The 20197-nt window shown below is 34.4% G+C and carries 16 protein-coding genes; all 16 read left to right on the forward strand.

Going from position 1 to position 20197, the window contains the following annotated elements; translation table 11 throughout:
* Window positions 1-6 precede the first annotated feature (6 nt).
* The 16 genes from H4K33_RS14330 (at window position 7) to H4K33_RS14405 (ending at window position 20050) form a co-directional block, all read left to right on the forward strand.
* Window positions 7-5097 (forward strand): hypothetical protein, encoded by a 5091-nt coding sequence (locus H4K33_RS14330; RefSeq protein ID WP_182650175.1) that lies wholly within the window; start codon window positions 7-9, stop codon window positions 5095-5097.
* Between the two features lie 37 nt (window positions 5098-5134).
* Window positions 5135-10492 carry a hypothetical protein gene (locus H4K33_RS14335; RefSeq protein WP_182650210.1) on the forward strand — a complete coding sequence of 1786 codons (5358 nt, stop codon included), beginning with the start codon at window positions 5135-5137 and terminating at the stop codon, window positions 10490-10492.
* 2 nt (window positions 10493-10494) lie between these two features.
* A complete protein-coding gene (locus H4K33_RS14340) occupies window positions 10495-11193 on the forward strand; it encodes a hypothetical protein (RefSeq protein ID WP_255493760.1) in 699 nt (232 codons plus the stop codon).
* 231 nt (window positions 11194-11424) lie between these two features.
* Window positions 11425-12051: a hypothetical protein gene (locus tag H4K33_RS14345; protein ID WP_182650177.1), complete on the forward strand. Its 627-nt coding sequence runs from the start codon at window positions 11425-11427 to the stop codon at window positions 12049-12051.
* Window positions 12052-12057: 6 nt separating this feature from the next.
* The gene (locus tag H4K33_RS14350; protein ID WP_182650180.1) at window positions 12058-12507 is read left to right on the forward strand and encodes a hypothetical protein; all 450 of its coding nucleotides are present in this window, start codon (window positions 12058-12060) and stop codon (window positions 12505-12507) included.
* Window positions 12508-12511: 4 nt separating this feature from the next.
* On the forward strand, window positions 12512-12754 hold the full coding sequence (locus tag H4K33_RS14355) for a hypothetical protein (RefSeq protein WP_182650181.1): 243 nt from the start codon (window positions 12512-12514) through the stop codon (window positions 12752-12754).
* A 1-nt stretch (window position 12755) separates the two neighbouring features.
* The gene (locus tag H4K33_RS14360; protein ID WP_182650183.1) at window positions 12756-13748 is read left to right on the forward strand and encodes a hypothetical protein; all 993 of its coding nucleotides are present in this window, start codon (window positions 12756-12758) and stop codon (window positions 13746-13748) included.
* Between the two features lie 232 nt (window positions 13749-13980).
* Window positions 13981-14607 (forward strand): hypothetical protein, encoded by a 627-nt coding sequence (locus H4K33_RS14365; RefSeq protein WP_182650185.1) that lies wholly within the window; start codon window positions 13981-13983, stop codon window positions 14605-14607.
* A gap of 5 nt (window positions 14608-14612) precedes the next feature.
* Window positions 14613-15059, forward strand: coding sequence for a hypothetical protein (locus tag H4K33_RS14370; RefSeq protein WP_182650187.1), 447 nt, complete (start codon window positions 14613-14615; stop codon window positions 15057-15059).
* Window positions 15060-15314: 255 nt separating this feature from the next.
* Window positions 15315-15527: a hypothetical protein gene (locus tag H4K33_RS14375; protein ID WP_182650189.1), complete on the forward strand. Its 213-nt coding sequence runs from the start codon at window positions 15315-15317 to the stop codon at window positions 15525-15527.
* A complete protein-coding gene (locus tag H4K33_RS16600; RefSeq protein ID WP_255493761.1) occupies window positions 15527-16582 on the forward strand; it encodes a hypothetical protein in 1056 nt (351 codons plus the stop codon). The genes H4K33_RS14375 and H4K33_RS16600 overlap by 1 nt, the downstream gene beginning before the upstream one ends.
* 239 nt (window positions 16583-16821) lie before the next feature.
* On the forward strand, window positions 16822-17403 hold the full coding sequence (locus H4K33_RS14385; protein ID WP_182650191.1) for a hypothetical protein: 582 nt from the start codon (window positions 16822-16824) through the stop codon (window positions 17401-17403).
* A 6-nt stretch (window positions 17404-17409) separates the two neighbouring features.
* A complete protein-coding gene (locus H4K33_RS14390) occupies window positions 17410-17763 on the forward strand; it encodes a hypothetical protein (protein WP_182650193.1) in 354 nt (117 codons plus the stop codon).
* A 16-nt stretch (window positions 17764-17779) separates the two neighbouring features.
* Window positions 17780-18454, forward strand: coding sequence for a hypothetical protein (locus H4K33_RS14395; protein WP_182650195.1), 675 nt, complete (start codon window positions 17780-17782; stop codon window positions 18452-18454).
* On the forward strand, window positions 18454-19488 hold the full coding sequence (locus H4K33_RS14400; protein WP_182650196.1) for a hypothetical protein: 1035 nt from the start codon (window positions 18454-18456) through the stop codon (window positions 19486-19488). The genes H4K33_RS14395 and H4K33_RS14400 overlap by 1 nt, the downstream gene beginning before the upstream one ends.
* Window positions 19489-19735: 247 nt before the next feature.
* Window positions 19736-20050 carry a hypothetical protein gene (locus H4K33_RS14405; RefSeq protein ID WP_182650198.1) on the forward strand — a complete coding sequence of 105 codons (315 nt, stop codon included), beginning with the start codon at window positions 19736-19738 and terminating at the stop codon, window positions 20048-20050.
* Window positions 20051-20197: the final 147 nt, after the last annotated feature.

Below are 20197 nucleotides of genomic sequence, written 5' to 3' on the forward strand. Positions count from 1 at the left end.
AGAGAGATGAAGAAGATTTTGATACTGCTGTTTGTGTTTTTAGTTGGCAACCTAAGTATTGCACAAGCTCCAATAGGGGAATATAAAATAAAAACTACAGGTTATGGTTATGCACATAGTAATGCAAGACAGAAATGTGGTTCATATGTTTTAATGAATATTACCGTAGAGCCTAATAACTTAATTGAACTTATTCGTAGACCACAATCGAACAGTAGTTATGTGGATCTTAATAGTAACGAAATTACAATATCCGCCCGTACAAAAATAAAACGGTTTCTGTTTTATGGAGAAAGAGGATATAGAAACTTGAGGAAATGTAAATATTCGGATGGAGAAACCGCTAAATCTATCAGGGCACCTTATGGAAAGGTATTGTTTGATTCGAATGAAACAAATAATAACTCTGGTCATAGTGGTTTTGGTTCGGATTATGTAACAGTATATATTCGCCCTGATTTAAAAGTACTAGTAGATACTGAGAAAACATTGCCTTTAGATAAATTTAAACGAACGATTTATTCGCATACGCATTTTGATCCTGTAGAGTATAATTGGGAGTATCGAATCGCTGATTCAGAATATGAGCTAACCCATGGAAATGGTTATTGGAAATCGATTTCTCAGTTTCAGGGGCAAGATAAAATGCATACTAAAGCAGAGGATTTCTTAGATTCAACAGATTTTTTAAATGGAGATATAAAGAGTTTACATGGTAAGTATATAGGCATTAGACAACAAGCGTATAATTATAACACCATTAGTCCTCCTGCAATTTTTGTCTTGAGTTTGTCAAGTCCTTTGATACAGAGAGAAAGTGTTAAAGCTCCTTCGTGCTTAGATAGTAATGATGGACAAGTGACGTTAGTTTTGGATCGAGAACTTTATGATAGTGAAATCATATCGTTAACGTTAACCAATACGAGTGATCTATCAAATAGCAATGTAGTTAATATAACGAAAGATCAAGTTGTAAATAATCGTATTGTGATTGATTCTCTATGGCCTGGAGATTATGAAGTTACTGTAATTGGTGCTTATGGAAACCCGAGTACTAAGACATACTCCAATACACTACAACAATCCTTAGATTTTCAAATAAAAAGACCTATACCCGTAGCCTTTACCCTAAACGAAACTGGGGGTAATATCTTTTGTTATGGTGGAAACGACGGCTATATACACATCAAAGCAACTGGAGGGAGCAATTCGTATGAGTATCAGTTGGAAGGAACAGTAAATTGGATTCCTTTTAGTTTTAGAAATCAAGCTTGGATTTCCAATTTAACTGCAGGTACGTATCGCATTAAAGTAAGGGATAGCAATGGATGTATTGCCAAAGAAATTGTTCGTATTCCCGGTGAACCTGACGCATTGGGAGAGGAGATTGTATTGGAAAAAACACTAACACAACCTAGTGCTCCTCTAGCCCTCGCAGAAGATGAAATCTACATACAGTCACCTACGTTTTATATGGGAACCAATGGATCTATTACCGTGCGTGCAAGTGGAGGAACATCCATTGGCAGTTCTGGAAAATATTACTACAAATGGGAAGATGAATTAGGAAATGATATTTCTACTCTCGCTTCCGATCGATTGGAATTAAATACGTATACCAATACACTAACAGGTATTGGAGCGGGAAAATACTATGTAACCCTTTATGATCAAAATTATGAATTTGCAGGAGAAAAAAAGGGTTGTACGACGATAAGAAAAGAAATTATTGTTACCCAACCGGAGGCACTAATGGCTCAGCTGGAAGTGGTGAATGAAATTTCGTGTAATAACCAAAATCAATATGAAAATCCAAGTAGTGATGGTGCCTTGCGCATTGTCGCTAGTGGAGGTGTACCCTTTACGGGATTTGACAATAACAGTCAGCCGTATAAATACTTTTGGAAAAAATTACAAGCAGACGGAAGCTGGCTGGATTTGACAGCCTTTACAACGGATACTGCCATAGGATTAGATACGGGTACCTATGCCATAAATATCGAAGATAAAAATGGCATTCGCCTTGGAGTTTATGTCAACAACGAATTAACAACACAACAAGATGTTAGCTACTTCTTGGATCAACCTGATCTCTTACAAGTGAGCCTAAGTAAAACGGACGTATGTGTTGTGGCAGATGGAACGATTACAGCCACAGTATCTGGTGGTGTTGCTCCTTATACTTATCAATGGAGTAATGGCGCATTGACTCCAACGTTAGCCAATTTGGAAGAAGGCGTATATCGCGTTTGGATTACTGATAGCAAAGGATGTCAAGTGGAAGCCGAGCTAACTGTACTTCCTTCGTTGAAGATAGAAACGACCTTGTTGCAAGAGCCGAGCTTCGCAGGAGGAAGCAATGGTAGTATACAAGTGAAAGTATGGGACGGATTGGCCTTTGCCGACGGAAGTTATGCTTTCACATGGTTAGATGAAAATGGAAATGATATTACCAATAAATCCCAAGGAATAGTAGAAGTAACGGATGGAAGTTACCGCATTACACTTCGTGGAGTGGCCAAAGGAAAATATACAGTAAAAATACAAGATGCGCGTTATACAGATACCGCAACATTGCGAGATTGTTATCGTTTAGAACGAGAAATAGAATTGGCAGAACCCGATCCATTAGAACTTACATTTGAATTGATTAACCCCATTTCATGTCATGTCGAGAATGAATTCTTAGTAGAAGGACAAGAGAGCGATGCTATTCTTCGGGCAAATGTAACAGGAGGACGACCATTTGCACCTTCTCAAAATGGCGGATTGCCTTATAAATATACGTGGAAGAAACAACAAACAGATGGTAGTTGGAGGGAACTTACTCAAGTTACAACCGAAACAGCAACTCATTTAAATCACGGGGTATACGCTGTAAATGTAGAAGATAGCAACGGAATTGTTTTAGGAGAATATGTAAACAATGTATTGACAAAACAAACGGATTCAATTTATACGTTGATTCAGCCTGAGCAACTAACGATGACGTTAACGCCAATGGATGTTTGTCACAATCGCTTGGGGTGGATTACCGTTGAGATTGAAGGAGGAACACCTCCTTATGCTTTTGCGTGGAGTAATGGTGCTACAACGCAAAACATTGAGGCACTTGAAGCAGGCTCATACAGCCTTACTGTTACCGATAGTAGAGGATGTATCGTTTCTGCTTCAGCTATTGTCTTAGCACCCGTAGAAGTGGAGCTGATAGCTACTCTTGAGCCTACTTTTTACCAAGGAACAAATGGAGAATTAACCGTTCGAATTAGCAAGGGAAATCCTTTTGCTGATGGAAGTTACCTCTACCAATGGAAAGACCAAGACGGAAATATACGCAACTCCCAAGTGGTAAGTCAGATTACAACGGAATATTTTGAATTGAAATTACAGGGAATTGGCAAAGGAGAATACAATTTAACGGTATGGGATAATCGCGATTTCGGTCAGGATAACCACGCTTGTTTTGTTGTAGAAAAACAATATAACGTCACAGAACCCGATCCGATTGTCGTGGAATACGAGTTGGTGAATGACATTTCTTGTAATTTGAATAATATCTATGGAAATGAAGTCGATAGCGATCAAAATGGCATTCGCGATGAAGCACAAGATGGCGCTTTGCGTGTCAATGTTTCGGGAGGACGCCCTTTCCAAGCTGGAGAAAACAACAACAGATCGTATAAATACACTTGGAAGAAACAGCAGCAAGATGGCAGTTGGCAAGAATTGTACAATTTCAGATCCCATGAGATCACTAACTTATCAGTAGGAACGTATGCCGTCAATGTGGAAGATCGCAATGGAATTGTTTTGGGAACTTATGTCAATAATGCGCTGCAACAAAAAATGGATTCCCTTTACTATTTAGAACAACCTCAAGCATTGACGTTGACGTTTGAGAAAACAGATTCTAAATGTCAAGGCGATTTATTCGGAAAAGCCCAAGCGATTGTTCGCGGAGGAGTAGGACCCTATACGTATGAATGGAGTAATGGAGCCACCACAGCGTTGATTGAAAATTTAGTTTCCATGCCGTATTACCTCATCGTGTACGACAGCAAAGGATGTAGAGTGGAAGGAGTCGTGACGATTGAGGTTCCGGAACAGTTTGAGGTACAAGAAAAAGTAGAACAACTACAATGTCACAATGGAACAACTGCGTCTATTGCCTTAGAGGTAAGTGGTGGTGTACCACCCTATACCTATGAGTGGAACAATGGAGCTGCAACTCCTGCTATTTACAACCTTACTGCAGGAACCTATACGGTTGAAGTGAGAGATGCGTTGGGATGCGGGTTTATCAAAGAATATGTGATTGCCAACCCCGAAGCATTCACCTTTTCTTTAGGAGAAGATGTTACCTTATGTGACGCACAAACGCTGCCACTATCGATTGCAATTGCAGATCCAGCCGCTACTTATAGCTGGACTTCGACGAATGGATTCCAATCTGCGTCGAGTACCGTAGAATTAAAAGATGCTGGGATATATACTGCAACGATTACAACTTCAAAAGGATGTGTGGCGAATAGTCAAATTGAAATCAAAAGAATGAATGTACAAATCAGTTCTGAATTCTTAATCGCTACGCAAGCCTATGTAGGAGAAGAAGTGATGATTGTCAATGTCAGTCAACCCAAAGGAGATCAAACCACGTGGATACTTCCTGCAGGTGTGGAGATTATCGAAGAAACCGATCATCATATCAAATTAGTGTTTCATCAAGTAGGAGAATACGAAATTGGACTGAGAGAACATCAAGGGGATTGTTACCAGACCTTTTATAAAAAAGTAGTTGTAGAGGAGGATGCAGGATATGGTTCGGGAGACTTATCTCAAGGGCCACTAATCGAAGAATTTATAATAGCACCAGTGCCCAATCATGGAGAATTTACGGTCTATGTTAAATTGGCTAAAGAAAGCCCGATTAGCTTGCGATTAATCAATTATATCAGTCCACAGATTTTCTATCGCGAAGAATTTTCGGGTAGTAAAAATTACGAGATTCCCGTGCGTGTTCAGGTGGCTGCTGGAATGTATATTATGATTGTAGAAACAGGTGGTCAAACCATTCGAACAAAGATTATAATTCTTTAAAAAAATAAAGGTTAGTAAAGTAGCTGAATAAAATAAGATGAAAAAGATTCTTCATTACCTCTCTATAGTAGTGCTGCTCTTGTGTAGCAGTCAGATTTTAGGACAGTTGTATCCCGTGCAAGTCATTCCACAGGTTATACCACCCTATACCAATAAATTAGTGGAATATACGGATGGTTCGGTCAATCGCATCCAAGTGCAACTGGTTACTACAGACTTAACGGTGATCAATCGTCCCGTGTATCTGAAGATGTACATAGAAGGCAATGGAATCAAAGCACAAAGTAGAGATTTGATACAAGGCGCTCAACCGCTCTTTATTACAGGAGGAGATATGGTGAGCTTATCAAATATCGATTTGTCTCCTTATTTTCAACTGCGCAATCTAGAAGGCATTAGTCAAAATACCTATGCAAATCCCTTAGCCGATGGGATGTATAGCATTTGCTTTGAGGTGTATGATGTCGTGACACGCAAACGCTTATCGCAAAAGAATTGTAGTTCGATGTATTTGGTGCTTAATGATCCACCGATATTAAACTTGCCCATGGACAAAGAGCAAGTGAACCAAACGGATTTTACCCATTTGGTGTTCAGTTGGACGCCTCGTCAGATCAATGCATTAAACGTGAGCTATACGTTTGAATTGAAAGAGCTAAGAGATCCTAATTTAGCGGCCTCTTACGCCTTTGATATGGCACCCATCCTCTATAAAGAAGAGGGAATTCGCTCTACTACTTTACTGTACGATTTACTAAAACCCACCCTTGTGGCAGGAAAGCGATACGCTTGGCGCGTAAAGGCTACTTCATTTAATGGGTTGGCAGAAAATTCCGTATTTAAAAATAACGGATATAGCGAAATTCGCTCCTTTTCTATTGCCGTGAATTGTGGCGCTCCTACGATGCTATTGGCACAAGACAACGGACGTCATGCGGTACAGCTCACTTGGGCAGGTGCACCCAATCACTTAAAATACCACGTACAATATCGAAAAACAGGTATCCCAGGAGCGGAGTGGTTTGACCGTTATGTGGTGAATAACCAAACCATACTCACTGATCTAGAACCAGGATTCACCTATGAATTCAGAGTGGGAGGAACCTGTGAACCCGAGTTTTATCCAGCCAATCCCAACTATACTTATAGCCCAACGGTGGAGTTTACACTGAACAAGACAAACGACCAAGAGAAGGGATTTAGCTGTGGATTAAAAGCCGATACACAAATTACCAACCGTCAACCGATGACTAATTTGGTGGTGAATGAATCCTTTTATGCGGGAGATTTTACCGTAAAAATACTAGGGTTAGAAGGAACAGGATCTACGGTTTATACAGGAGTGGGCTCTATTTATGTGCCTTATTTAGGTATTACGTTGGCGGTGGAATTCAAAAACATACAAATCAATACCGATTACCAATTGATTCATGGCGTGGTTGAAACGGCCTATGACAAGAATTGGGAAAATGTAAAAAATACAAATGAACTCAATCAAAAAGAAGAAGTACACCAAGAGGTTGACTTTGTAATTGAAGAGATTACCACCGATTCACAGGGCAATCCTAAGCTGATTGGAACGGAGGGAGAAGAACTTATTTTAGATAAAAACAAGGACTACACCATTGTTGATAAGGAGGGTAATGTCTGGACGATTGGTTCCGATTTTGATGGAAAAGAATCCATTACCTCGCCAACAGGTGAAAAAGCAACATCGGGTATTCCAACTGCTGAGAATACCAAGGGAATAGGAAAAGAAGGAGAGGTAACGGAGTTTACTGCTCAAGGTGTGCGTATTTACTTTGAAAATGCAAGTACAGCTCAGTATGCATTTGACGACGCTAGTGGGGCTTCCTCTTCTTCGAAATACGGCAAATTATACAAACAGGTCAAAGGAGAATATTTACCTTATAAGGCCGTTGAAAACGGTCAAGAGGATAAGGTAGTCGCTCGCATTGAATTTAAAGGAGCAGCTATTGCTTTGGATTCCTTAGACTTTAAAACGTCTGCAGGAGCAGCTGTAGCTTTTACGAAGATTTCCGAACACAAATATGAATTGACAGTTAAGGGCAGTTTTAAATACGCTGAAGATCAAATTATGGCGGTATTCAAGCCAGCAGGAGAGAATCAGTATGTGGTGGCAGGAGCGATGCAATTGATTCACCTGAATGCTATTACGCTGCCGTTGCGTATTGTACCAACGTCTTCTTCAGTTGACGGAAAGGCGCTATTGACAGCGCTACAAGCTCAATATAAACGCGCAGGTGTAACGGTAGAAGGCGAGGTTTTAGCTCCTTATTTATCTGGACGTTTAGAGGTGAGTGAAGTATCTAAGGATGATAAAAAGGCATTGAGTAGTTATACACCTTCGGAACAGCGATTTATTGAAGACTACTTTAACGATCACGATCAAGAAGCCGCCTTCTACCTCTTTGTTACCGATCAAGCTGGTGGATTAAATGGACGTATGCCTATTCAAAGTCAGTTTGGCTTTGTTTCCGATCCAGCTGGAGTAGCTTCGATGACGTTAACCGCCACGCATGAGTTGGGCCACGGTGCTTTTGAACTTCAACACCCATTTACCCAATACAATACGACACCTGGACAGGCAAATAGTATCATGGATTTACCTCCTGTTACTGATTTCAACCAAGTAGATTGGAAACAAATGAATTTGCGCAAGTTTAGCCTGAAAACTGTGGTTCAGAAGAAAGGGGATGGGGCCTTAGGTGGAGCATTTGACATTGCTCCAAATGGGAAACGTGTTAAAATAGCAGATGGTGTAAAAACAGTGTACTTCGCTCCAGAATTAAAAGTACCAGTAGGGACACTACCAGGTTTTATTACTAAAGCTGGAGTTCAGTATAAGTGGGATTATAAAACAAGTACTTATATATCACTTCAAGAAGATAAAGCAAATACATCTATTGTTATTGAAGATACATTTAAAAACGAGGATGTAATTACCTTACATAAAGAAATTGGTGATTGTAAGTTAGCTTTTATGTTTGTGTATTATAAAGAGTTAAAAGGACTTGGTAATTTACCTGCTGATTTAGAAGTGTTCTTTGAGGAGAACTTTGATGCGTTTGCCAAAGAGCGCTTTGCTGATGCAGTTAGAAAAGCAGGAGTATCAACTTGTAGATCAAAGCATACGTATTCAAAAGGGAAAGATGAAAATAGTGAAGCAGGTCAAATGACTGAATCTTCCTGTAAAGGGTTCTTGTATTTTAATGATATGTCAAGTACAGACAAAGAGGTGATAAAAGAAGCTTTAATTAAAGGATTTAATGATAGAAAGAATATAAACAGTGAAGATAGAAGCTTAGGAATCTTTAATCACATTCAACTGGTAGGGGATAAGACAGGAGCACCTTTAGACGAGTTAGAACTCATAGAAGATAGACTACATCTATTGAGTTACTATCGTCCAGATGTCTATGTGAGTGTTGTGTTTTTACAGAAAGATATAGCGGCATTTTATACCGTTGAAGCACTTAGTAAGGCTGCTTCAGAAATTGTAGCAGAAGCACAGTTAGCAAAGAAGACTTTACTAATGATAGTGCCTTATGGAAAGACGTTGAATTTAAAAGATGTATGTGTTAAGCTTGGATTTGGGCAGGTAGATGATGGGGATGTTGTATCATATAATGATGTGAGTATTGATACACAACAGTCATGGAATAAGAATTTATATAAAATTTACGCGCAAATAGAAAAACCTTTATTTGTGCATAGGTATTATCGCTTTGCAGATGAGACTATTTTGGAAGTTACTTTCCCTACAACTCAGAAAGTAAAAGGATATCCTTTTATAAAGAATCTTGAATTTTATGAATCAAATGGTTTAGTCAAATTAAAAGAGCTTGATAAAATATGGAGTAATTATGAAGGGTTTGGTGATATTTACTATCAAAAGTATGAAGAAGAGCGTGCTGTAGATTTAGAAAGATACCTTTCTTTAGAAAAGACATCTAAAGGATTAGAAAATGTCAATTTATGGCATGAAATAAGTACAGAAGATTTAGGTAAATTTAGAGAACCATATTTTGATAATAAGTCTTTAACGGATCAGTTATGGGTAGATAGTAAAGAATCATGGACATGGGGAGCTAAGGTGAAAATTGGTTGGCAACTGAATGGAACACTATTAAAAGATCAGCATTTTTATGGATTTAGTCGCGCTAAACTTGTGGATGATGTTGTTTATGGAGTAACAGATGTAGTAGGAATGATTCCAGTTGCAGATGCCTTTGCAGATGCCTTCGGAGTATTATATTCAGCAGCAAGAGGTAATTATTTCGAAACAAGTGTATATATATCCTCTTTGACAATTCCATTAGTTGGAGCGACGTATATTAAAGCAGGAGTAAAAATAGGTGAAGATGCCACTAAACGAATAGGCGTAATTGCTACAAAAGCAGATAATGCAGAAGGGTTTGTGCTTCGATTAGCTCATGTGGAGGATATAAAATCAGCGGAATTACAGCTAACATCAGTTTATTTAGGACCAAATCAACAACTGACGAAAGAATTTGAAACAAGTGTTCTTGCAGATCTTAAAAATTATATCAAGAAGAAAGAAATAGTAGAAGGTTTAAAGCATAATGATGCTGTGAAACTCTTAAAAGGTAAAGAGTTATTAAGTTATGTAAAAGAAAGCTTGCGTGGCAGTGGTTTATCAGATGATGTATTGCGTAGATTAGATAATAATAAGATATGGACAGATGAGAAGTTACAGACATTAAATCACTATTTATCAGATCAAAAAAAATATGGTAATTTAGCTGAAGAGTTAAAGCATAAAGAACTGTTTGATGCTGTAGAAGCAATTATAGATAATCCTATTGATGCTTGGGATATTATAAAACAGACACAGAGTGATGAAGTATTAAATGCTGTAGTAGATCGCATAGGTAAAAGTCAATTCTTCAAAGAAGTGGTAGGAAGAGGAAGAGCTTTTGAGACTTTAGTAACTTCACAGATTAAGACAATAAATCCACCTTTTGCAGATTTAATAGCAGATGGCTTTACTCACTTAGATCAGATACATCTGTTGCGTGTAGGGCCTAATGGTAAAAAGATTATTGCAGATGATTTGTTTGTAAAAAAAGTATTTGACGAAATTGAAGAGGTAGATTACTATCGCGCAGTTATTAGCGATAGTAAGTTAAGTAGTGATTCACCATGGACAGACAATCAAAAGAGTGAATTGATTCATATTTTTAGAGATGATAAGACTAAAGCGTTTATTGAATTTGAGGTGAGGAGTGTTAATTTATCTATCAATTCTCCTGTAAAGAAAACTGAAAAGATTAGAATTTATCGAGAAGATGTCTACAAGGTAATAAGTGATGGGGAAAATATTAAGGTGCCACCAATTAAACAATTTTAAGAATGAAACATAAAGATTTCAATGAAAGTATATTATATAGTTTAAAGGACTTTTTACAAAAGAATAATATAGAATTTCTTACAGGGGGAGATGCTTTTAGACAAGGAACAAACCTTATAAAAAATAATTCAGGAGTATTGTTAATCCTTTACTATTATATAGAAGAAAGAAATGGGGATATTTACTTCCAAGGATTTGATAGATATATAGTATTTCAAGAGTTGGAAGAAATTATTTCTAAAGTAATTATTAACGCAGATATCGTAGGAAAAGATTATTATTTTATTGATAGAGCTTCTTTTTTAATTGAAGAGTCAACTAATCTGATGTACAATTTGGATATGGTGTCCTCAAACTCTTTAGATGCAATTAATGAAAATTTAGTTATGTTTTATAAAAATCAGGCATTTCCTTTTTATGAAAAGTGGAACAACCTAAATGTGCTTTACGAGTTTATAAAAGACAAAGAAGGTCGTGAAGAACTTCATGATATCCTTGGTCAGTTTTGGCAATTTAAAAAGGCTGCAATATTAAGGTTGTGTAATGATGAAAATTATCAAGAGTATATGGATGAGTTTGTGGCAAGAAGAAAAATGATTTTAGACAAACGAGCTGAAAGTATAGATACGCGAAGATATTACCATGCAGCAAAGGAGTTAAAAGAGATCTTGGATAAAACAGAACCTGTATATAATGTATAAGTATAGAATCAGCTCCCTTGTGGAGCTGTTCTTGTTTTAAGTAAGAGACGAAATTCCCTCCCTTTAAACTCGAATATCTGTTTATGTCATTCAAGAGCAAAGGCCTTCGAGAGGGTGCTACAGTTTGACAGAAATCACTGGTAGAAATCGAACCGAAATATCCAATAATATCAATATGCTAATCATGTAGAAAAGCCCTATATCGCTCAGCATGCATTAGGAAGAGATGCCATGCAAGCAGTTACCGCAGCAGTAGGGATTGGGGTAATTACAAAAAGTGGTAAGTTAGCAGAGGGTGTTTCTGATGTTGGAAAGCAGATAGGTAAAAATTCTAGAGAGAAGCTTGAAGAATTTATTACCAAAAGTTTACAAGATAAGTTAGAAATAATAAATAATCATTGGCAGGTAAAATACCCAGATGTTTTTACTCGAGGTAGTTTTTTTGAAGACTTAATGGGAGTTTATAGATATAAAAAAGCTGATGGATGGTATCATACTGGTGATATCTCATTCAATGTAAAAGGAGTAGATTTTTATAAAGGAACGCGCCAAGGTAAGGATATATTTGCGGATATAGTAGTTTCTATGAAAACAACAATCAAGACTGATGTAAATGAATGGTTAAAGTACAAGTCTATTCAAGATAATATTAAGTTTTTAAGAGAAGGAAAAAGTAGTAAAGGTATGATTGATCCTAATAATAAATTAACAATGTATATTAATAGTGCTGAAATTCATATTTTCATGCAAAAGACTAATATAACGTCGGAATTAAAAACAAATTGGATGAATAAATTAAATGCTGAATATCCTGATATTAAATTTGAAATTAAGGCAATTGAAGACTTTATAAATTAATATTTTATGAAATTAAAAATGAATTTAAATTTTAATATAGCAAAAAGCAAAATATTGAATGCAAATACAAAATTAGAAGTGTTGAATTACAATAATTGGATTGAATTTATTGAAAAGTATCATGATTATTTTGTTTGGAATGAGAATACGGAAGAAGGACAAAAGATATTATCTAATTTAGAAAACGTACCACAAAATTTCAAACATCGGGTTTTAGCAAGATTAAATAAAGCAGTTTGCTTTTCAAAATACAATGAATTTACTCAAATATATGATGTTAGTGTGGCATTTTATGAAGATTTAAATTGGATTTCAATTCAATTTGTTAATACGCCTAAAATAGAAGATTTGAAGTTATTTTTAGAAATGGCAAACTATTTAGATGCATTGTTATTAAAAGATGGAAAAGAGATTATAGATGAAAATGTTATAAAATCTTTAGAACGAGCGGAATAGGGAGTTGGAATGCCTATATGTATCCGATAACTTTGAACAAATATTTGACGCACAAAAACTACTAAAAGACGGTGTTGTAGATCCAGATAAATTTGTCAAAGAAAAGATTGTTAAGCTGATTAAAGACAATGCGGAGGAGTTTTTTAAAGATGAAAAAATCAGAAATTTTTTAATTAGAGAAGGAATAGATGATACTGGAAATATAAATGTAAATAGCTCATTTATAAAAAGATTTAAAGCAAAATAATATGAAAATTTTAAATGACGTAATCTCTTATAGAATTAGTAATTCATTTATTCGTATAAATGCAGGAGTAGATATCAAGTCAGATAGTAGATATATAGTTATCAATTACCATCAAGATAATATAGAAGAAACAAAAGTTTTTGAAGATTTTTTTCATTTTACTGATGATGTAAATTACTTGTTATTTGGTATTGATAGTAAAGTCTATAGAATAAAGAAGAACGAGTTTTTAGATGTTAAATCATACAGTATTACCAATGATTATGGTATAGTCTCTAATAGTGAAAGACTTTACAACCTTTATAATTTTACTCAAAAAAAGATTACTTTAAGGCAATGGTTGCCTAATCGTATTTTCCATGTTCAAGCACAGTATTGGGTAAATGATACTGAAGCTGATTTTAAGTTAATAGATGTAAATAAAGGTGAGATAGTATGGACAATCCCCCAGCCAGAAGTTGAAAAACCTTATGGTTATACTGGGCTCACAAACATAAAAAAAGTGTTGGGTATTTATAAGGATTGTTTGTGGTTGCAATTGCCTGATAGTCGTTTGTGGAAATTAGATTTGCATACTGGGAGAGTATTGGAAGAGCTTGAAGCTTTTTATTTTGCTTCGATTCCAGAAGGGATCTTTCTTTATCAACAAGGTATTATTTTTATTCTGCATTATAATATTTATGCCCAGTATAGTTTGGAACAAGGAATATTTACAATTGATAAACAAATAACTAATGAAAATGAACTTATCATACGATATGTTTTATTTAAAGAAAAAGATAATTATTTATATTTTACCGGAAATAAGGATCAGTCTTTTAGTCCAAATGTTTACGGTATTTTCGATATGGAAACAGAGACAATCGTATTTCAAGGGGAAATGATTGAAGAGGGTGGTTATTTTTATGAAATCCCCCAAGTTAATGACGAATTATTTACGATTTTAGATGCCAAAGGAAATTTAATTATTCATCGATTGGACGATCTTTTGTAAGATAGAACAACAGCTCCCTCGTGGAGCTGTTCTTGTTTCAAGTCAGATACAAAATCACCTCCCTTTAAACTTGAGCATCCATTTACCGCATTCAAGAGCAAAGGCCTTCGAGAGGGTGCCACAGTTTGACAGAAATCACTGGTAGAAATCGAACCGAAATATCCAATAATATCAATATGCTAATCATGTAGAAAAGCCCTATATCGCTCAGCATGCATTAGGAAGAGATGCCATGCAAGCAGTTACAACAGCAGTAGGGATTGGGGTAATTACAAAAAGTGGTAAATTAGCAGAGGGTGTTTCAGATGTTGGGAAACAGATAGGTAAAAATTCTAGAGAAAAGCTTGAAGAATTTATTACCAAAGGTTTACAAGATAAGTTAGAAATAATAAATAATCATTGGCAGGTAAAATACCCAGATGTTTTTACTCGAGGTAGTTTTTTTGAAGACTTAATGGGAGTTTATAGATATAAAAAAGCTGATGGATGGGCACATACAAGTGAGATTGCAGATAATTTTAAAGGCGTGGACTTTTATAAGGATTTTACAATAGTAGGGAATGACATTTACGCAGGAACATCCATATCAATGAAAACAACTATAACAAAAAATGTAGAGGATTGGTTACGAGCAAATAAAAATAATATTGACATTATTGCAAATTCAATTGGGGCTGGTTCAGGAAAAGGTATAACTTGGAACGGTAAAACACTTTTTTATAATAAAACTGAATTACATATTTACGTTCCTAAAGAAAATTTGACACCGCAATTTAAAAAAGAATGGTTAGAAAAATTATCTAATTACAATCAAAACGTAAAATATGAAATTAATGTACTAGAAGATTATTTGAAATAATAATTATGAAAATAAATAACATTAAAGATCCTTGTATATCAAAGGAAACTTTTGAACAAGCAAGGTTTGTTCATAATAAACTATCATATGAAAAATGGGTGGATTATATTGATAAACATCAAGATTATTTTATTTGGGAAGATGATACTCCAGATGGCATTTATAGAAGAAATAATATAGCTAAAATTCCTGAATGGGCAAGAGAAGGTATATTAAATTCATATAAAAGCAAAGCTTTTGCCGAATTTAATGTCAAAAAAGGTTGGTATGAAATTGTATTTGAATTCCACAAAGATTTAGGAATAATAACTACAACTTTTCAGAAACCAATTAATAAAAAACATCTATTAACTTTATTAGATTTAGCAAACTATTTAGATGCATTGTTGTTAAAAGATGGAAAAGAGATTATAGATGAAAATGTTATAAAAGCTTTAGAACAAGCAGAATAGGAAAGTAGATAAAAAAAAGAACATTCTGATTTAGTTACTCGTAGTATAGGAGTTCGCCTAGTTAAGAAATTACCTGAAATAGGTGTAAATTGTCGATTTGACATCGAGCTTGTCACAGGAAAGAAATTTGAGTATAAAAGCTACGGAGCAACGTCGATCAGCAGTATTTCAAGTAGTGACGCCTTCTTCAGACAACACTTAAGCTATTTAGAAGATGCAAGGTCTTTAGATTTAATGGTGTATGAGTTTGATAAGTTGAAATTCTCAGATAGAGATAAGATTGTCAAACAGTTTAGAAAAATGTATGAGGAGAATGCTCCTGATGTTTTTAGTGTTATTTGGAATACCAAAGAATTTAGAAAAAAATTATTTGGTAATAGTGTTACTAAAGAGAATGCAAGATTAGACTTTATAGATTTAGTAAAAGATCCTAAATCTGAAATATTTAAATTTATAAGAGCTGAATAATGAAATTTAATTTAATAAGTAAACAAGGTAACATTAAAAACATATTGAGTTTTAAGAATAGTTTTGTTTTAAGTGATTTGAATGATGTAGTCTATTTTAATAAAGAAATATTGTGTAAAAATGTTGATGGATCAAGTTTGTATAAAATACAGCACAATTTATTTCAAATTTTTGATAATGAAAGTGGATGTTATTATTTTGATAGCTCTATTGTAAAAAGTGACTTTTTTTTAAAGAAAGGGTTTCATAATAGTATTTACTTAGCTGAATCAGTACCTCTTCGTATTTCAAGAGGTCATTACAAAAAAGATATTTTGAAATTAAATAGTGATTTTCAAACAAGCGCTGATGTAATTTTAAAAGGAACAGAGTATAACTTAATAACATATTCAGATGATATTTTAATTGTTGGTAATCATCAGGTAGTTTTATCATATAATGTTTCTACATCAGCTCTAAATTGGCAATTCGACTTATCTTCTATTGCCAATAATCCACATAACGATATTTATAATAAAGCAGCAGCTTGGGAGGTAAAGAAGTTCATAGGTGTTTTAGAAGATAAGTTGTGGATTGCCTTAAATCATCATACGATCATCGCCTTAGATGTAAAAACAGGACAACTAATGCATCGAATAGATCGCATTGCTAATTTTAAGTGTGATTGGCTTCCATCAGCTATTCCACTGCCAGAGGCAACCGCAGTAGATGAGAAAAACAAGAAGCTCGTTGGTTTTATGTGGGAGTTTTATTGGGAGATAGATCCAAGAAACGGAGCGATTACTTTACTAGACTTAACAAACGAATTAGTACCACAAAAAATACGCAATGATAGAGTAGATTTTGTGTTGACCGATAGTCATATTTATTTCGCAAGTAATAGTGATATAAAAGTGGGTGCCTTAAACCGCAATACAAAACAAGTTGATTGGTTTCATGCGTTTGAAGACAATGGAATAGGGTATCAATCAAGGATAAAGAAGATTGATGGGAATGATGATAAATTAGGAGTTTTAACCAATGAGAAAGTCCTTTATATCTTCGAAAAAGAATAAGTAAACAGCTCCCTTGTGGAGCTGTTGTTATTTAGGTCAGATACGAATTTCAAGGTGCCTTTAAACTCGAACATCTATTTTCAACTAATAAGTGGATAAGTGTTCAAAATCGTTATGAGAATATAGAAGGTTATAAATATATAAAGACATTAAACTTCTATGAGTCTAAAGCATACACAGAGATAAAAGCATTAAATGAAAAATGGAATAAAGTTCCAAATTAACAAAATAATTGGAGTTTGTGTCAGGATTATAAATCAGATACAGATGCAGTTAGGTTTAAATATGCAACGGTTGAAGAATCAGAGGAGGGATTAGAAAAATCAGACAACTGGGAAGCTATTAGTACAGAAGATTTTGGTAAGTTTAGAAAACCTTATTTTGATAAAATCGATTTAACTAATGAGTTGTGGGAGAAATCGAAGATGCAGTGGGCATGGGGAAATAAAGTGGAGTTGTCATTTGATTCAAGTGGATTAAAATTAAATCGCAACCAGCATTTCTACGGATTTGACCGACTCTTAGTTGTGGATGATGTGGTTTATGGAGTTGCAGATGGATTAGGAATTTTACCTGGTATAGATATCGCTGGGGATATACTAGGTGTAGCTTATGCAGGTATTGTCAGACGAGATTTAGGAAATACTCTTATTTATACCGCTTCAGCGTCAGTACCTTTTGTAGGAGCCGCTTATGTAAAAGGTGGACTAAAAGCCGGTGAAGATGCGAGTCATCTTTTTGGTATTGTAGCTAAGAAAGCAGATAATGTAGAAGGTTTTGTCTTAGAAACCAAACGAATTAAGGATATTCAGGCAAGGTAAGTGCATGTGGCATCAGTATTCTATGGTTCAGACAAACAATTAACAGATAAAGTCTTAGCAGAGGTTAAAAGAGAGAGCAAGTCTATAGATGGAGAACTTGTTCGTACACAGTTAAGTAAAGCTTCAACTAATCTTCAGCAATTAATATCAAGAATAGATAATTTGTCAAATCTTTCTATAGCTGAAAAAAATACTTTGAAAGCAGATATTAATTCTTCTGTAGAATTGACTAATCTTTTTACAAGACATACGGTTAAAATAGACGAGTTTGCTAATGCGTGGAAGAATGTAGGAAAATATCATGCTGAATTGAAGAAAGATGCGACATCATTAGAAGCTTTTATTAGTTTAAAAAAATAATCCTTCATTTAACAAAATGGGACTAACAGATGATATAATAGGTAGTTTTCAAGGTTATAGTACCTCTACTCGTTCTGCATCTTATGCTGAAGTTTTAGATGACTTTAATAACTTTGGGAAATTTATTGCAACAAATTCAAGTACAAGTTTAGAAAATTTTGATAAAATTGTCAATGTTTTTAAAAGAACTGATCAAGTTGGAAATAATTATAAGCAAGGTGTACATTGGATGATTCGTGATTTGAATATGAATGGAAGTATATTTGTTGGAAAGAAAATCAAATTTGAACATGCTATACCAAATGCAAGATCTACAACTGGAAATAGTTATATAGATATTCTCTGTATCAAGTGTAAAGAGCCTAATATAGATATTATGGTAGAATACAAATCAGGTCCAGGAAGTATTTCAAGCTCTACTATCAAAGAACAATTTATAGAAAGAGATTTGTTTAATGCAAATTCTTTAGATCAAATTCAATGGAGAATGGAAGGTACAGAAATGAATAAAGAAAAGTTAGTCAGTTTGTTAAAGGAAAATAAGTATTATCTTGAAAATTTAGGAACTGAAAAGATTAATCAGCTGTTCGGTACAAATTTCGATAAAATAATAGATGATAAAGATGATTTATCAAATACAGTCATTGGGTATTTTTCTGAAGGTATTAATTATAATAAAATTTTTAAGTAATGTTTAGATTAGTTTATAAAAAAAAAGATGTAAAGGCTTCTTCCTTTATGATAAATGATTTTAATAAATATATATATATAAATAATGAGAGTAATGTTATTTTAATTGATGATGAATATACTATAAAAGAGTATGATTGTCTTTTAAATTCTCTTGTTACATTTACATTAAGTGGTAATGCTTGGGTTGCTAATTTAATCACAGGTAATACAACAATTTATAATTATGATAATATACCCGTTAAGACTATTGATTTTATTGCTAGTTCTTCAAGATATATTAAGAATTTTTCGACAGAGGCATTTATATATCCGAAAATTTATTTAAATAGGGATTTTAAGAATTCGCTATATGCAAAAATATCTAAATCAGATTTTAATATTATTGAAAATTACAATTCAGATTTAGGATTAAACGGGATTTACTTAGTAATTAATGATGATTTGTTTATTAGTATAAGCAAAGGAGAGATTGCGCTCTTTAATTTTAAAAATAAGGTTCTGTGGCAACATTCTTTTTTAGATCTCATGGAATCTGATGAAGCATTTTTATACGATAAGATAATCAATATAGATGATAAGTTATTCTTCAATATTGCTGGTAGTAGTAATGGTGGATTATTTTGTTTGGATGTGCAAACAGGTGTCGTATTACATAAATATAGAGGTTTTTCTCGTCCACTATTTCAAGATGAAAATTTTATTTATACTTCTGACTATGAAAATATTTTGTGTAGAATAGATTCAAAAACATTAGAAATAGAAAAATGGGATGTCAACGAGTTAGTAAAGAAACAAGGTTTTGATAATATACATGATCACAGAAGTGTTGTAAGAGATGGGGTATTTTATTTTAAACAAACGTTAGGAGATGATAAAGCCAAGTTTGGTGTTTTGGATTTTAATACAAAAGAGCTCCTTTTTAAGTATGAATTTGAGCCAAAGAATGGAGGAGTTAGCAGTATCAAAGTAGGTGATGATCGAATTTTCGTTCATACTCAAGATAATACACTTCATATCTTTGAAAAAGAATAAAAGAACAGCTCCCTCGTGGAGCTGTTCTTGTTTTAGGCCAGATACGAATTTCATAACATCTTTAAACTTGAACATCCATTTACGGCATTCAAGAACAAAGACCTTCGAGAAGGTGCTACGGCTATTTTGATTATGCCATGGAAGGTACTGCTTTTATCTTTACATTGGAGAAAAGTTAGTAGATTCGATTAAGGCGTGTAAAAAGATAAATGGAGATCCTAATTACGCTGTAGAAGGCGCTACTTTTATGCTGAGAAAGATTAGAGAAACACCAGAGATAACGGCTACTAGTGTTAGGAAATTTGATGGAGTATTTGAAGGAGAAATAGACAAAATAGGTGTAAATTGTCGATTTGACATCGAGCTTGTCACAGGAAAGAAATTTGAGTATAAAAGCTACGGAGCAACGTCGATCAGTAGTATTTCAAGTAGCGACGCATTCTTCAGACAACACTTAAGCTATTTAGAAGATGCAAAGTCTTTAGATTTAATGGTGTACGAGTTTGATAAATTAAAATTCTCAGATAGAGATAAGATTGTCAAACAGTTTAGAAAAATGTAGATTTAATTTTTAAACCAAAACTTGAATTCAACTTATAAATGCAACTTTTTGGGTGCGGATAATAAGCAATAAAAACATTTATTTTTCAGAGAGGAAAGAGAGACAATGTCCCCCTTTCTCTCACTCTGAATGGATAAAGTTTGCTAT

Source organism: Myroides sp. WP-1 (assembly GCF_014145635.1).
Classification (GTDB): domain Bacteria; phylum Bacteroidota; class Bacteroidia; order Flavobacteriales; family Flavobacteriaceae; genus Flavobacterium.

Coding starts and splice junctions, on each gene's coding strand:
- H4K33_RS14350 (WP_182650180.1), top strand. CDS start 12,058: ATGAAATTAAAAATGAATTTAAATTTTAATATAGCAAAAAGCAAAATA.
- H4K33_RS14340 (WP_255493760.1), top strand. CDS start 10,495: ATGAAACATAAAGATTTCAATGAAAGTATATTATATAGTTTAAAGGAC.
- H4K33_RS14395 (WP_182650195.1), top strand. CDS start 17,780: ATGGGACTAACAGATGATATAATAGGTAGTTTTCAAGGTTATAGTACC.
- H4K33_RS14405 (WP_182650198.1), top strand. CDS start 19,736: ATGCTGAGAAAGATTAGAGAAACACCAGAGATAACGGCTACTAGTGTT.
- H4K33_RS14330 (WP_182650175.1), top strand. CDS start 7: ATGAAGAAGATTTTGATACTGCTGTTTGTGTTTTTAGTTGGCAACCTA.
- H4K33_RS14345 (WP_182650177.1), top strand. CDS start 11,425: ATGCAAGCAGTTACCGCAGCAGTAGGGATTGGGGTAATTACAAAAAGT.
- H4K33_RS14370 (WP_182650187.1), top strand. CDS start 14,613: ATGAAAATAAATAACATTAAAGATCCTTGTATATCAAAGGAAACTTTT.
- H4K33_RS14360 (WP_182650183.1), top strand. CDS start 12,756: ATGAAAATTTTAAATGACGTAATCTCTTATAGAATTAGTAATTCATTT.
- H4K33_RS16600 (WP_255493761.1), top strand. CDS start 15,527: ATGAAATTTAATTTAATAAGTAAACAAGGTAACATTAAAAACATATTG.
- H4K33_RS14400 (WP_182650196.1), top strand. CDS start 18,454: ATGTTTAGATTAGTTTATAAAAAAAAAGATGTAAAGGCTTCTTCCTTT.
- H4K33_RS14335 (WP_182650210.1), top strand. CDS start 5,135: ATGAAAAAGATTCTTCATTACCTCTCTATAGTAGTGCTGCTCTTGTGT.
- H4K33_RS14365 (WP_182650185.1), top strand. CDS start 13,981: ATGCAAGCAGTTACAACAGCAGTAGGGATTGGGGTAATTACAAAAAGT.